The sequence below is a fragment of the Variovorax sp. P4_B11 genome (genome assembly GCF_056402355.1).
The window spans coordinates 67,578-82,313 of the sequence record NZ_JBFUHO010000027.1 but is presented as its reverse complement, the minus strand read 5'-3'; the positions used below and the strand labels follow the sequence as shown (position 1 = coordinate 82,313).

At 65.2% G+C, this 14,736-nt stretch carries 13 protein-coding genes; 1 reads left to right on the top strand and 12 read right to left on the bottom strand.

From position 1 onward, the window contains the following. Positions 1–30: 30 nt before the first annotated feature. The 10 genes from tnpC to AC1DYD_RS22775 all read right to left on the bottom strand — a co-directional run bounded on the left by tnpC (position 31) and on the right by AC1DYD_RS22775 (position 11,964). Complete coding sequence (gene tnpC / locus AC1DYD_RS22820; RefSeq protein WP_478175045.1) at positions 31–1,593, bottom strand: IS66 family transposase; 1,563 nt, start codon at positions 1,591–1,593, stop codon at positions 31–33. A gap of 105 nt (positions 1,594–1,698) precedes the next feature. Continuing rightward, a complete protein-coding gene (gene tnpB / locus AC1DYD_RS22815; RefSeq protein WP_478175028.1) occupies positions 1,699–2,019 on the bottom strand; it encodes an IS66 family insertion sequence element accessory protein TnpB in 321 nt (106 codons plus the stop codon). 23 nt (positions 2,020–2,042) lie between these two features. Continuing rightward, positions 2,043–2,429: an IS66-like element accessory protein TnpA gene (gene tnpA / locus AC1DYD_RS22810; RefSeq protein WP_478175027.1), complete on the bottom strand. Its 387-nt coding sequence runs from the start codon at positions 2,427–2,429 to the stop codon at positions 2,043–2,045. A 490-nt stretch (positions 2,430–2,919) separates the two neighbouring features. Further along, the gene (locus tag AC1DYD_RS22805) at positions 2,920–4,182 is read right to left on the bottom strand and encodes a Zn-dependent hydrolase (RefSeq protein WP_478175044.1); all 1,263 of its coding nucleotides are present in this window, start codon (positions 4,180–4,182) and stop codon (positions 2,920–2,922) included. 13 nt (positions 4,183–4,195) lie between these two features. After that, positions 4,196–5,647: a dihydropyrimidinase gene (hydA, locus tag AC1DYD_RS22800; RefSeq protein ID WP_478175026.1), complete on the bottom strand. Its 1,452-nt coding sequence runs from the start codon at positions 5,645–5,647 to the stop codon at positions 4,196–4,198. A 49-nt stretch (positions 5,648–5,696) separates the two neighbouring features. Then, entirely contained in the window at positions 5,697–7,187 is a 1,491-nt protein-coding gene (locus tag AC1DYD_RS22795; protein WP_478175025.1) for an NCS1 family nucleobase:cation symporter-1, read from the bottom strand. A 28-nt stretch (positions 7,188–7,215) separates the two neighbouring features. Beyond that, positions 7,216–8,715, bottom strand: coding sequence for a CoA-acylating methylmalonate-semialdehyde dehydrogenase (locus AC1DYD_RS22790; protein ID WP_478175024.1), 1,500 nt, complete (start codon positions 8,713–8,715; stop codon positions 7,216–7,218). A gap of 11 nt (positions 8,716–8,726) precedes the next feature. Further along, on the bottom strand, positions 8,727–10,049 hold the full coding sequence (gene preA / locus AC1DYD_RS22785) for an NAD-dependent dihydropyrimidine dehydrogenase subunit PreA (RefSeq protein ID WP_478175023.1): 1,323 nt from the start codon (positions 10,047–10,049) through the stop codon (positions 8,727–8,729). Beyond that, entirely contained in the window at positions 10,042–11,439 is a 1,398-nt protein-coding gene (locus tag AC1DYD_RS22780; RefSeq protein ID WP_478175022.1) for an NAD(P)-dependent oxidoreductase, read from the bottom strand. The genes preA and AC1DYD_RS22780 overlap by 8 nt, the downstream gene beginning before the upstream one ends. A gap of 33 nt (positions 11,440–11,472) precedes the next feature. Next, positions 11,473–11,964 carry a hypothetical protein gene (locus AC1DYD_RS22775; RefSeq protein ID WP_478175021.1) on the bottom strand — a complete coding sequence of 164 codons (492 nt, stop codon included), beginning with the start codon at positions 11,962–11,964 and terminating at the stop codon, positions 11,473–11,475. A gap of 109 nt (positions 11,965–12,073) precedes the next feature. On the opposite strand from AC1DYD_RS22775, the gene AC1DYD_RS22770 reads away from it, so the two are divergent. Further along, positions 12,074–12,760, top strand: coding sequence for a TetR family transcriptional regulator C-terminal domain-containing protein (locus AC1DYD_RS22770; RefSeq protein ID WP_478175020.1), 687 nt, complete (start codon positions 12,074–12,076; stop codon positions 12,758–12,760). Between the two features lie 1,283 nt (positions 12,761–14,043). On the opposite strand, the gene AC1DYD_RS22765 is transcribed toward AC1DYD_RS22770, so the two are convergent. Together AC1DYD_RS22765 and AC1DYD_RS22760 are read right to left on the bottom strand one after the other, a co-directional pair. Then, positions 14,044–14,364 (bottom strand): Rieske (2Fe-2S) protein, encoded by a 321-nt coding sequence (locus AC1DYD_RS22765; RefSeq protein ID WP_478175019.1) that lies wholly within the window; start codon positions 14,362–14,364, stop codon positions 14,044–14,046. 1 nt (position 14,365) lies between these two features. Then, complete coding sequence (locus tag AC1DYD_RS22760) at positions 14,366–14,734, bottom strand: SUF system Fe-S cluster assembly protein (protein WP_478175018.1); 369 nt, start codon at positions 14,732–14,734, stop codon at positions 14,366–14,368. Positions 14,735–14,736 lie beyond the last annotated feature (2 nt).

Here is a 14,736-nt window from a genome sequence, read left to right as displayed (position 1 = left end):
TTCCTTCGTCGCGCAGCCTGCTTGCGTGGTTCAGGCCGCCAGTCGTTGCTCAACGTGTTGCCCGCCCATGTTCCATGGCAGCAACTCGTCGATGCGGTTGATCGGATGGTCGGCAATTCGGTCGAGCACGTCGCGCAGGTACGCCTGCGGATCGAGCCCGTTCAGCTTGGCCGACTCCACCAGACTGTAGATCGCCGCGGCCCGCTCGCCGCCGGCGTCCGAGCCCATGAAGAGATAGTTGGATCTCCCAAGGGCCACGCCACGCAGGGCACGCTCTGCGGCGTTGTTGTCGATCTCGATGCGGCCGTCGTCACGATAGCGCGTAAGCGAGCGCCAGCGCCCGAGCGAGTAGCCGATCGCCTTGGCCAGTTCCGACTTCCTCGAGACCCTGCCCAGCATGCTCTCGAGCCAGGCGCGCAGGTCTTCCAGCAAGGGCCCGGCACGCGCTTGTCGAGCCTGGCGTCTCACGTCCGGAGGTTGACCCCGGATCTGGGCTTCGATCGCATACAGCGCGGCGATGCGCTGGAGCGCCTGCTCGGCAATGGACCCTGGCACGAAGCCCTGGCTTTCATGCAGATCCCAGAACGGCCGACGCGCATGAGCCCAGCATGCCGCTTCGACGACGCGCCCGCTCGCGTAGATCTTCCCGTAGCCACCGTACGCATCGGCTTGGAGGATGCCGCTGTAGTTCGCAAGGTGTGTCTGCGGATGCTCGCCCTTGCGGTTGGGTGAGTAGCGATACCAGGCCGCAGGCGGATGCGTGTTTCCGGCCGGTCTGTCGTCGCGCACGTAGACCCACAGCCGGCCAGTCTTGGTGCGGCCTCGGCCGGGGTCGAGCACCGCCACCGGCGTGTCATCGGCGTGCACCTTCTCGCCGGCCAGCACGTAGCGGCCGAGCGCCGCCACCAGCGGGTCGAACAGTTTCTCGCTCTGGCCAACCCAGCCGGCCATGGTCGACGGGTCGATGACGACACCGTCGCGGGCATAGATGCGGCTCAAGCGGTGAAGTGGAATGTGATCGCAATACTTGGACACCAGCACGTTGGCCAGCAGCCCGGGGCCGGCCACACCGCGCGCGATCGGCCTGCTCGGCGCCGCCGCCTGGAAGATCGCTTCGCATGCCACGCAGGCCAGCTTGGGCCGCACGTGGCGGATCACCTTGAACCGCGAGGGTACGTACTCCAGTTGCTCCGAGACGTCCTGGCCGATCAGGCGAAGACGACCTCCGCAGGCGGTGCATCCGCATGGCTGGCCATTGCTGTCATGGTGAGCGGTGCTCGTTTGTGGCCGGTACACCTGGCTCTCGCGCGGCAGGTGGGCGGGCAGCGTGCGATCGATCTGTGGCGCGTTGGCAGCATCGGGTGCGGCCGGCACGATCGGCACGGAGCGTTCATACAGTGGTGCACCCTCCAAGAGAGCGATTTGAGGGTCGTCCAGCTGCTCGCTGGACGATCCGAAGCGAGCCCGGAGGCTTCGAAGCAATTGCAACTTGAGCTTGTCGACCATGAGCTTGAGGAGCACAACTTCGGCGTCTCGCTCCTCGACCACTCTCAGCAAACCCTCAACGGTGTGAGGTGCTGCGGGATCGTTGATAGGTGTCGTCACGTCCTCCACTGTGCCCGGCCCTCGACAGGTCGAACATCAGTGCTACACCGGAGAACTTCTCATCCAGTAGTTGCTCCGAGCCGGAGCGCGGAATCATGCAGCAAGCGTCGGCTCGTGTGTGCGCACCGGCATGCGCCAGTCGATGCCTTCCAGCAGCATGGACAGTTGCGCCGACGTGAGCGACACGCTGGCGGACGTGGCCTGCGGCCAGACGAAGCGGCCTCGCTCGAGTCGCTTGGCCAGAAGCATCAGTCCCTGGCCATCGAACCACAGGACCTTCAGGATGTCGCCGCGCTTGCCGCGGAAGACGAAGACGTGGCCACAGAACGGGTTGGCCGCGAGCGCCGTCTGCACCATCGCCGCCAGGCCGTCGAAGCCCTTCCTCATGTCGGTGTGGCCGGCTACGATCCACACGCGCGTGTTCGAGGGAAGACCAATCACGCGATGGCACCGAGTAGCCGCAGCACGCAGCGCACGCTGGCCTCGTCGACGGCTCCGCGCAGGCGAACACGTGTGGCTCCCACGTCGATCTCGATCACGCCGCTCGAAGGGCGAGGCGCAACGGCCTTGGGGGCCTTGGACACGGGATCCATCTGCACCGTTACCGGCAAGAGCGTCGGTCGCGCTGCAGCCTCGACTGCAGGTGCTTCGGCACGCAGTCGAAGCCGGCGCCAGTTGAACAGGAGATTGGCATTGATGCCGTGCTCTTGCGCGATGGCGGCGACCGACGCGCCGGGTTCCAGGCTGCGTTCGACCAACTCCTGCTTCAGCTCCTCGCTGTGCCTGCGCCGGGTGTCCTTGCCCGAAGTGACTCGCTTGTCCATATGTGCACGTACCGGTTAAATGCACACATCCAAGCGTGAGCATGATCAGGCGATCCTGCTCATGCCCGCGCGGTCCCGCCAGAGGGTGTTGAGGCCACGCTTACCTTGTTCTCGGCTTATTGATCCAGAACACATGCATGCTGTTCCGGGGCAAAACATTCGCAAACAGCGATCTAGGCTACATGTGGCCCGGAGACGGCCCTCACTGCCAAGAGGAACCAAGGGAATCCGCAAACAAGCAAGAGCGCGTTGAAGCCAGGGATCACGCTACTACCAATAGTTCCAAAAACACCATGTGCCACTCCGCCTTCCTGCGCCGGAGGGCGCCCATGAACCGAAGCTACGAAAGATGAGGTCGGCAATGGAAGCTCTAGAGACCAATCCCCTGAGTAGCAAGCCGGACTTGATCCCGCCGCTAATGCTGCCCGACGAGTGAAGGCAAAGAACAACGCCGAGGTGGAAGACATGGACTGCGCCCCGGACCCTGGCTTCAGCTCCCCACTCCGGCACGTTCGAGCATGGCGTGCAGCAGCACGTTGCAACCAGCGGTGATGTGCTCGGGCTTGGCGTCCTCGATTTCGTTGTGGCTGATGCCGTCCTTGCACGGGATGAAGATCATCCCGGCCGGTGCCAGCCGCGCCATGTAGATAGCGTCGTGCCCGGCGCCCGAAACGGCGCGCATGTTGCTGTAGCCGAGCATATCGGCCGCGCGCCCGACCGCCTCCACGCAGTCGGCGTGGAAACGTTGCGCCGGATAGCCCGAGACCTGCTCAATCTGGATGGGAAGGCCGGTCTCGGCGCTGAGCCTGGCAGCCACGGCGCGAATGTCGGCGTCCATTGCGTCGCACAGTTCGTCGCTGGCATTGCGCAGGTCGATCGAAAACTTCACGCGCCCCGGGATCACATTGCGGCTGTTCGGATGCACCTGCACCATGCCCACGGTGCCGCGACCGTGCGGCGGATGGCGGTGCGCGCAGGCCACCACTTCCTGCATCAGCCGGGACGCGACCTGCAGCGCATCCTTGCGTAAGGCCATCGGCGTTGGCCCGGCATGCGCCTCCATGCCGGTAACGGTGCAGTCGTACCATCGAATGCCGAGTACTCCGGTCACCACGCCGATGGTCTTGTCGTTGTCTTCGAGCACCGGCCCCTGCTCGATGTGGGTTTCGAAATACGCGCCGATCGCGTGTGCGCCGGGTTCCTCGCTGCCGAGGTAGCCGATACGCTCGAGTTCACCCTTGACCGTCTTGCCCTCGGTATCGGTGGCTGCGTAGGCATGATCGAGCGTGAAGGCCTTGGCGAACACACCCGAACCCATCATCACAGGAACAAAGCGCGAGCCTTCCTCGTTGGTCCAGAAGGCGACCTCGATCGGCGCTTCGGTCTCAATGCCGTGGTCGTTGAGGGTGCGCACCACCTCGATGCCGGCCAACACGCCGTAATTGCCATCGAACTTGCCGCCGGTGGGCTGAGTGTCAATGTGGCTGCCGGTCACGATGGGCGGCAGACTGTTGTTGCGGCCGGGTCGGCGCATGAAGCCGTTGCCGATCTTGTCGATCGTCACCGTCATGCCGGCCTCGCGCGCCCAGCTGGTAACCAGGTCGCGCCCTTGCTTGTCCAGGTCGGTCAGCGTGAGGCGGCACACGCCGCCTTTGGGGGTGGCGCCGATGCGTGCCAATTCCATCAGCGAGGCCCAAAGTCGCTCCCCGTCGATGCGAAGTTGGTGGATGGCCGGAGCCGTGTTCGTCTCCATTGGAGTCTCCTGTTCAGCGTTGCACCGCGGTCGGCGCGAGCCCTTGCGCACGCTTGGCCACGGCTTGGAAGTTGGCACCGAAGGCCGGACGCTTGAGGTAGCGGCCGCTGCCTTGCTCGGCGCGCAGATCGCCGTTGGCGTAGACCACACGGCCACGGCTCACGGTGTGGCTGGGAACGCCGCGTACCGAGCGTCCTTCGAAGATGTTGAAGTCGCCCCTGGAATGCTGGGTCTTGGCGGAAATCGTCTTCGTGCCGTGCGGGTCCCACATCACGAGATCGGCGTCGGCACCTTCGGCGATCACGCCCTTTCGTGGGTACAGATTGAATAGCTTGGCGGTGTTGGCCGAGGTCACGGCGACGAACTCGCTGGGCGTCAGCCGCCCGCTGTTGACGCCGGCATCCCAAATCACCGCCAGGCGCTCCTCGATGCCGCCGCAGCCGTTGGGGATCTGGGCGAAGTTGTCGCGCCCGGCGGCCTTCTGCGCCGCGCAGAAGGTGCAGTGGTCGGTGGCCGTGGTGTGCAGGTTGCCGGATTGCAGGCCACGCCACAGCGCCTCCTGGTGATCCTTGGGGCGAAACGGCGGGCTCATGACGTGGGCGGCGGCGCGCGCGAAGTCCGGGTCGCGGTAGACACTGTCGTCGATCACCAGATGCCCGGCCAGCACCTCGCCGTAGACGCGCTGGCCGCGCGCGCGGGCGCGGGCGATGGCCTCGGCAGCTTCGATGCAAGACACATGCACCACATAGATCGGCACGCCCAGCACGTCGGCGATCGCAATCGCGCGGTTCGCGGCCTCGCCCTCGACCATGGGCGGGCGCGACAGCGGATGACCCTCGGGCCCGGTGATGCCCAGCTTGGCTACTTCCTGCTGCAGCAGGTAGACCAGTTCGCCGTTCTCGGCATGCACAGTGGGCATGGCGCCAAGCTCAAGCGCGCGGCGAAAGCTGTTCACCAGGGTCTCGTCGTCGCACATGATGGCGTTCTTGTAGGCCATGAAGTGCTTGAAACTGTTGACGCCTTCTTGCTGCACCAGGGTGGCCATGTCGCGATGCACGCTGTCGCCCCACCAGGTGATGGCGACGTGAAAGCTGTAGTCAGCCGCCGCCTTCTCGGCCCAGCCGCGCCAGGTGCGGTAGGCCTCCATCAGCGGCTGCTGGGGGTCGGGAATCACGAAGTCGATGATGCTGGTCGTGCCGCCGGCCAGGCCGGCTGCCGTGCCACTGTAGAAGTCGTCCATGGCAACCGTGCCCATGAACGGCAGCTGCATATGGGTGTGCGGGTCGATGCCGCCGGGTAGCAGGTACTGGCCGCCGGCGTCCAGCGTCTGCGTGCCCGACGGGGCTTGGGCCTGCAGGTCGGCGCCGACGGCTGCGATGCGGCCGTCCATGCACAGGACATCGGCAGCGAACTCACGGTCGGCGTTGACCACCGTGCCGCCGCGAATCAAAAGGGCTGTACTCATGAAATTTGCTCCGGAAAATGAGGCCGCCGGTCTGGGGGCGGCCGGTCCATCAGGCGCGGCCCAGTGCCGTGCTCCGCGCCGCCACCTTGCCGGCCATGCCGACCCGGTAGACCACGGAAGCGATACCCAAGCCGACGAACCAGGCGTAGGTGTAGATCTGCTTGAACAGGTCGCCGACGTCGGGGAAGCTCTGCGGGAACGCCGCGTTCAGAAAGCCCGGCACATTGGGCAGCACACCCAGAACGAAGGCCAGCACGGCCACCCAGTTCCAGCCGCCGCGGTAGCTGTACTCGCCACCCTCGCAATAGAGCGCATCGACTTGCAGTTCGGTGCGGCGCAGCAGGTAGTAGTCGACGATCAGAATGCCCGCCACCGGGCCCAGCAGCGCCGAGTAGCCGATCAGCCAGGTGAAGATGTAGCCCTGGGTCGACTCGAGGATCTTCCACGGCATGATCGCAATGGCGATGCCGACCGTGATGTAGCCGCCGGTCTTGTAGCTGACGTGGCGTGGGCTCAGCGCCGAGAAGTCGTAGGCCGGTCCGACCAGATTGGCTGCCAGATTCACGCTCACGGTGTCAATCAGCAGGATGATCAGTGCGATCAGCACCGCTGCGCCGCTCATGCGGCTGGCCAGGTCCACCGGGTCCCAGATCGCCTTGCCATAGATCACCACGGTCGCCGAGGTCACGAACACCGCCAGCGCCGCCAGCAGGCCCATGGGCGCGGGCAGGCCCACTGCCTGGCCCACGAGCTGGTCGCGTTGCGACTTGGCAAAGCGCGTGAAGTCGGGAATGTTGAGCGCCAGCGTGGCCCAGAAACCGACCATGGCGGTCAGCGAGGGCCAGAACACGGCGCTGAACTGGCCGGCCTTCTTGCCGCCTTCGACGAACTGCGAAGGTTGCTCGAGGACGGGGCCGAAGCCGCCCGCCTGCTTGTAGGCCCAGGCCAGCAGCACGAAGCAGATGACGATCTTGATCGGTGCGGTATAGGTTTCGAGCTTGCGGATGGACTCGATGCCATGCACCACGAAGTAGAACTGGATGGCCCAGAACAGCAGGAAACAGACCAGCTGGCCGAGGTTGATGCCCAGGCCGGCGATCTTGTCGCCCGCCAGCGGCTGGCCGAGCAGGACACCGACCAGGGTGTAGATCATCATGCCGCCGAACCAGGTCTGTATGCCATACCAGCCGCAGGCGACCAGGGCGCGCAGCAGCGCCGGAAGCCGCGCGCCGCGCGTGCCGAATGAGGCGCGCGCCAGCACGGCATAGGGAATGCCGTACTTGGCACCGGCGTGGCCGATCAGCAGCATGGGCAGCAGCACGATCAGGTTGCCGAGGAACACCGTGCCCACGGCCTGCCGCCAGGACATGCCGCTTTCGATCAGGCTGGCGGCCAGGGTGTAGGCCGGAATGCACATCACCATGCCCACCCACAGGGCGGTGAAATGGAACCAGCGCCAGGTGCGCTGGGCGGCGCTGGTGGGCGCCAGGTCCTCGTTCCAGAGCCCGCTGTGTGGGCGCGGCCGATTGTCAGTATGCATGGATTTGTCTCCTTGGTGGGGTTGCGGCTCAGGTCATCTGCGGGAAAGCAAACTCCGGACCGCGGGCAATGCTGTCGGGCCAGCGCTGCATCACCGCCTTGTGGCGGGTGTAGAACCGCACCGCCTCGGGTCCGTAGGCATGATGGTCGCCGAACAGGCTGCGCTTCCAGCCGCCGAAGCTGTTGAAGGCCATGGGCACCGGCAACGGCACGTTGACGCCGACCATGCCGACCTTGATGTTGCGCACGAACTCGCGCGCCACGTTGCCATCTCGAGTGAACACCGCCACGCCGTTACCGTACTCGTTGGCATTGATCATTGCCACCGCGCTGGCCAGGTCCGGCGCGCGCAGCACGCACAGCACCGGGCCGAAGATCTCCTCGGTGTAGACGACCATCTGCGGCTCGACGTGGTCGAGCAGCGTGCCGCCGACAAAAAATCCGTTCTCGAATCCAGGCACCTTGTATTGCCGGCCGTCCACCACCGGCTGCGCGCCCTCCTCGATGCCCTGGCCGATCAGGCTCTCGATGCGCTGTTTGGCTTGCTTGGTAATGACCGGGCCCAAGTCGGCGCTGTCCTGGTGGCCTTCGCCGATCTTCAGCGCCTTGACGCGTGGTGCCAGCGCGGCGACCAGCTGGTCACCGACATCACCCACCGCCACGGCGACCGAGATCGCCATGCAGCGTTCGCCGGCAGATCCGTAGGCTGCGCCGATCAGCGCGTCCGCTGCCTGCTCGAGGTCGGCATCGGGCATCACCACCATGTGGTTCTTGGCACCACCGAGCGCCTGCACCCGCTTGCCGTGCGCGCTGCCGGTGGCGTAGATGTACTCGGCAACCGGCGTCGATCCGACGAAGCTGATGCCGTCGATGGCGGGGTGGCGCAAGATCGCGTCGACCATCGTCTTGTCGCCCTGGACCACGCTGAAAACGCCGTCGGGCAGGCCGGCTTCCTTCAGCCACTGTGCCATCAACAGGCTGGCCGAAGGGTCACGCTCGCTGGGCTTGAGGATGAAGCAGTTGCCGCAACCGATCGCCAGCGGGAACATCCACAGCGGAACCATGGCCGGAAAGTTGAAGGGCGTGATGCCGGCCACCACCCCCAGCGGCTGGCGCACCGACCAGGCGTCCATGCCACGCGAGATCTGCTCGGTGTACTCGCCCTTGAGCAACTGCGGCATGCCGGTGGCGAACTCGATGTTCTCGATCCCGCGCGCCACTTCGCCCAAGGCATCGGGCAGCGTCTTGCCGTGTTCACGCACAAGGCATTCGGCCAGTTGCGCGCGCCGGGCCTGCACAATTTCAAGAAAGCGGAACATCACGCGCGAACGCTGCAGCGGCGGCGTCTGCGCCCAGGCCGGCAGGGCGGCCAGCGCGCCGGCCACGGCGTCGTCGAGATCGGCTTCGCTGCCCAGCAACAACGTGCCCTGCACCTCCCCAGTGGCGGGATTGAAGATGTCCTGCCCGCGCGCGCCGCTTCCGCGCATCAGTCTTCCGGCGATCCAGTGGGAGACTTCATAGTGGTTCATGCTGTGGGCTCTCAGGCAGTGGCGGCGGTTTGGGTGTCCGCGCGCATCGGGTTGTTGGGGTGGGTGGTCCAGTTGGCGTATTCGCCGCTGACCCGAAGACCGGTGCGCTTGTCGATCTCGCCGGGCGCGAGCGTGCGCATCGTGATGGTGTCAGGCACCGGGCAGATCGACACGCAGAGGTTGCAGCCGACGCACTCCGCATCATTGACCTCAAAGTGGCGCTTGCCGTCCTTGGTGGCCGTGATGGCCTGGTGCGAGGTGTCCTCGCACACCACGTGGCAGCGGCCGCACTGGATGCACGAGTCCTGGTTGATGACCGCCTTGTCGATGTGGTTCAGGTTGAGCGCCTTCCAGTCCTTGACGGTCTCGACGGCGCCGCCGCGAAAATCCTCGATCGAGCGATAACCCTGCTGGTCCATGAAGTTGGACAAGCCGTCGCATAGGTCTTGCACGATCTTGAAGCCGTAGACCATAGCGGCGGTGCAAACCTGTACCGTGCCGCAACCCAGCGCGATGTACTCGGCCGCGTCACGCCAAGTGGTCACGCCACCGATGCCCGAGATTGGCAGGCCTGCGGTGGCCGGGTCGCGCGCGATTTCGGCCACCATGTTCAGCGCGATCGGCTTGACCGCCGGGCCGCAGTAGCCGCCGTGCGAACCCCGGCCGTCGGTGCTCGGGCTCATGACCATGCGATCGAGGTCGACCCCCATTACCGAGTTGATGGTGTTGATCAGCGAAACCGCATCGGCGCCGCCAGCCTTGGCCGCACGCGCGGGGTGCCGCACGTCGGTGATGTTGGGCGTGAGCTTGACGATGGTCGGCAACGACGAGTAGTGCTTGCACCACTCGGTGACGCGCTGAATGTACTCGGGCACCTGGCCGACGGCCGCGCCCATGCCGCGCTCGCTCATGCCATGCGGGCAGCCGAAGTTCAGCTCGATGCCGTCGGCGCCGACGTCTTCGACCATCGGCAGGATGCGCTTCCAGGATTCCTCCATCACCGGCACCATCAGGGACACCACCATCGCGCGATCCGGCCAGTTGCGTTTGACGCGCCGGATCTCCTCCAGGTTGGTGCGCAACGGCCGATCGGAGATCAGCTCAATGTTGTTCAGACCGATGACGCGCCGGTCCTGCGACATCAGCGTGGAATAGCGCGGTCCGTTGACGTTGACCACCGCCGGGTCTTCGCCCAGGGTCTTCCAGACCACGCCGCCCCAGCCCGCCTCGAAGGCGCGGGTGACGTTGATTTCCTTGTCAGTGGGCGGCGCCGACGCAAGCCAGAACGGATTTGGGCTCTTGATGCCCACGAAATTGGTGCTCAGATCAGCCATGCTGGTTCTCCGGGGTCGATTGGGGTTCAGCCGCTGCAGCAGGCTTGCGCAGCGCGAGGTCGATGGACACAGCAGAACGCTTACCGTGTTCGACCGCTTCGACGGTCAGGTCGCGCCCGCCGTGGCGGCAGTCGCCGCCGGCCCAGACGCGGGCGCGGCTGGTCAGGCCGTCTTCATTGGTGACGATGCGCCCACCGTTGAGCTTGATGGTCGCGCCAGCTGGCTCGGCAACATAGGTCTGACCGACGGCCCTGAGCACCATGTCGGCTTCGAGCGTGAAGAACTCGCCGGTCTCGACCAGCTTGCCTTCCTTCAACGCGGTGCCCGCGAAGCGCATGCCGCAGAGCTCGCCGCCTTCACTGATGACTTCCTTGGGTGCGGCCCGGTGGCGGATCGTCACGCCATGGGTCTGCGCCCACTGCTGCTCGACGGTTGAAGCCGACAAGGCTTCAGGCCCACGCCGGTAGACGATGGTCACCTGCTCGGCGCCGAGCAAACGCGCCTGCACTGCCGCGTCGACGGCGGTCATGCCGCCGCCGATGACGACCACCCTCCGCCCCACCGGCACTTCGGCCGGGCTGGCGGCCTGGCGCAGTTCCGCGATGAACTCCACCGCATCGCGCAAGCCGGAGACTTGCGGCTCGGCAATGCCAAGTGCATTCACGCCCGCCAGGCCCACCCCCAGGAACACGGCGTCGAACCGTGCGAGCAGGCTGTCGAGCGTGAATTCGCGTCCCAACTGCTGGCCGTTGTGCACCTCGATGCCGCCGATCGACAGCAGCCATTCGATTTCCTGCTGGGCGAAGTCGCCAGCGGTCTTGTAGGTGGCCAGGCCGTACTCATTCAGCCCGCCAAGCTTGGGTTTGGCGTCAAACAACGCAACCGAATGACCCCGGCGCGCCAGCCCATGGGCACAGGCGAGGCCAGCCGGGCCGGCCCCGACCACCGCAATGCGGAAACCTGTTGAAGCCGCGCGCGTGAACAGGGGCGCGCCCGGGTTGGCGAAGTAGGCATCCGTCGCGTAGCGCTGCAGCGCACCGATCTCGACGGGCTTTTCCTCGTTCGTGTTGCGCACGCAAGCCTGCTCGCACAGCACCTCCGTGGGGCACACGCGGGCGCAGATGCCGCCGAGCGGGTTGGCCTCGAGGATGGCGCGCGCCGCGCCACGGTTGTTGTCCTGGGCGATGCGCTGAATGAAGGTCGGGATGTCGATGCCCGTCGGGCAGGCCGTGGTGCAGGGCGCATCAAAGCAGTAGTAACAGCGTTCGGCCTCGATCAGCGCCTGGGCGCGGGTCAGCGGCGGATGGGCATCGCCGAAGTTCCTCGCGTAGTCGGCCAGATTCAGGCGGGCGGCGTGAATGCCGCAGGCGCGGGTGGAGGGGGTCTCCATGGGGTTTCTCCTTGTGGCTGTTGCGGGTACGGCTCAGTGCTGAGCCATGACGTGACGGATCGCGCGCCGCAGGCCATCGCTCATGGCCTGCAATTCGTCGACGGTCGAGATGAAGGGGGGGCCGAGAGCGATCGTGTCGGCGGTGAAGCGCAGCAACAGTCCTTCGTCGAGGGCACGCTCGAACACTTTCATCGCACGCACGCCGGGGTTGCCGGGAATGGGCTCGAGGTCGATGCCGGCCGCCAGGCCCACGTTGCGCACATCGATCACGCCGGCCTCGCCGCCCAGGCCATGCACCACCTCCTCCAGCACGATCATCTGCGCGGCGCTGAACACGCCGTCGGCATCGGGCACGATGGACGCACCGACAGCCTGGTAGTCGGCATCGCTGGCGGCGATGCCGGCGCCCGCACCGGACTCAACATACACCTCATGGCCGCGCGCGCAGAGCTCGCGCACGTTGGCGGGCACCAGACCGACGCGGTATTCCCGAACCTTGATTTCCTTCGGCACTCCGATTCGCATGGCCTGGCTCCTTGTCTGAAGTTGATGCGTCGACGTGGAGAACTTTACTAGTTAGTAAATTTCTTCTAGTTGGTAAAAACCCGTGGGCGAATTTGGGGACAATCACGCCATGAGCACTTCACCCAGACGTGGGTCTGCACCTTCCTTGCGCAGTCAAGCCACCGTCGCCGAGCTGAGCACCGCGCCGCGGGCGCCGCGGGCTGCACGCCTGCGCAAGCAGGAGCTGATCCTGCTGGAAGCCGAGCGGCAGTTCGCCCGCTTCGGCTTCGAGGGCGTGTCGTTGGATAGCATTGCTGCCGAGCTCGGCATTAGCCGCCAGAACATGCTGTACTACTTCTCGAGCAAGGAAGAGCTGTACGGTGCTGTGCTTGATGCCGTGATGGAGTCTTGGTTGGGTAGCATGGACGTGATGGCCAAGAAGCACGATCCCGAGGCCGCGATCAGCAGCTACATCCGCGCCAAGCTAAGCTTCTCGCGGGACCGCCCCAGCGGGTCGGCCGTCTTCACCCGCGAGGTCATGGCCGGCGCGCCTCGTTATGCCGACAAGTTGGCCGAACGCGTGATTCCCAAACTGCGCGCCGACGTACGGGCTTTTGAACGATGGGCACGGCAAGGTCTCATCGAACGGGTCGATTTCACCCACCTGATGTTCGTCATCTGGTCGGCCACCCAGGCCTACGCAGACCTGGCACCTCAGTTCGCGCTGTTGGTCGGCAAGCAGCACCTGGACAACGGCGACTTTGAAGCGGCCCATGCATTGATCACCAACCTGGTGATGAGAAGCTTGAGGAAGTGACCCACAGAGCTTTTTTCCGCGCTGATGTGGGCGTTGCTCCTGTATCGCCTGAGCCGATGAACAGGCTTTTCAGGGGGCGGCTCTGCAGCGTTTGCGGCCCTTCCCTGCCGCCCGGCGAACTCACGCTGTAAGCCCGATTCCTGTCATCCCGATGCCATGGGGATTTCAGCATCGACGGCCGGTTTCAAGGTGGTGCAGACATAGCCGTTGCCGTTGCCGTTGCTCAAGCTGGACCCCGCCTCGGCGACCAAGGCCCATCGAATGGCAGCTATCCAATCAGCCGGAATGGAACTCCGGGCCCACTGCAGCCATACAGCACCCGCGATTGAGCGCCGCGAAGCGGTCGTTCAACAAACCCACAAGGATCTGACGACCCAGCTGTAGGTAGTCTTGGAAAGACCTGTCGAGTACTTCAACACACTGCAGAACTGACGTCCGTGTCCCGGAGCGCAGATGCTGGGGGCCTCCTACGATCGCCGACACGATCACTGCCGGCCCGCAAGGCGGTGCGGTTTGCGACCTCGCGGTGCGCAGTGAAGAGGCGATACTCCCTGCCTTCAGCCCCATGTCATTGGCCTTCGTCGTGCCGATGCCAAAGCCATCGGCATGAGCTTTCCAATGTGCCGAAACAGGCTCATGGCGTCGGCATAGTCGAGGGCGTTTGACCATTTGAAGGTCTGTGCCGTCGAAGGGCGGCGCGCTGCCACCGTGCCTTTTTGCTATTTGGCCAGTCCCTTGATCATGTCGACGACTTCAGGATTGGCGAGCGTGGACGTCGCCAGGATCCTGGCCATTCGAAATCGCTGCGAGCACGCCGCGGATGATCTTTACTGGCTCACGTAGCGCTCCGGATCCTTCCAGATGGTCTTGAAGGATCCGGGCCACGGATTGCGGATACAGGTGCTGCCCGCCCCGCTCGGGAGCTCCTTTCCCTAGTCATCGTAGATCACCGATTGAATGCCTGGGGTTGTACTTCGCGGGCTCGTCGGGTCCGTTGCGCCGCAGCGCGCGAATAGCTGTCGGCCATGTGTGCAAGCTCCATCCGGATGATGAGCCCGGACCGGCGGGGCGTCGCCGCCGAGTTGACTCAGAAGCTTGCTGAAGGGGGAATCAACCTCCGCGGGTTCTCGGCCTCCGTGATTGGCAGACAATGTGCGGTCTACGTGGCGGTGGACACTCGCTGGACGACGCCAATAAGGCGATGGCAGTCTTGGCGAAGGCCTGAAAGGCGCTGCCGAGTGGTCTCCGGCGAATCGAGGGACTGGTCGTCATCTCATCAACAGTCAGCCCCAGCGGTCGTCCTTCACCCTGACCACGCCGCCCTCGACGCGGACCGGGAACGTTGCCACCGGTTCATACGCGGGCGCTGAGCGCGCCGCGCCGGTAAGAATCGAAAAGTGCGCGCCGTGGCGCGGGCAAATGATCTCCTCGCCCGCCACTTCCCCGCCCGAGAGTGTCTCGGCCTCGTGGCTGCAGATGTCCTCGATGGCGTAGTAGCGGCCGTTCAGGTTGAACACGGCGATCGGCGTGCCTTCGATCTCCAGCGTGCGCGCGGTGCCGGGCGGAAAGTCCTCCACCCGGGCGACGGCGACCCATTCGGCCATGTCAGATCATCCCCAGATCCAAGCGTGCCGCTTCGCTCATCCGGTCGCGCGACCAGGGCGGATCCCAGACCAACTCCACCCGTGCTTCGTTGACGCCCTGCACCGCCTCCACCGCGCGCTCCACGGTCGCGGGGAAGGTTTGCGCCACCGGACAGCCCGGGGCGGTCAAGGTCATCCGGACCTGCACCTTTCCCGCAGCCTCATCGACATCGAGCCTATAGACCAGGCCCAGATCGTAGATGTTGACCGGCAACTCCGGGTCGTACACCGTGCGCAGCGCGGCGATCACGCGGCCCTCAAGCCCTTCCGGCTCGGTCTCGCGCGTGGGCTCAAGTTGCTGTGCCCTGTACAACCAGTCGACGATGCTCATTG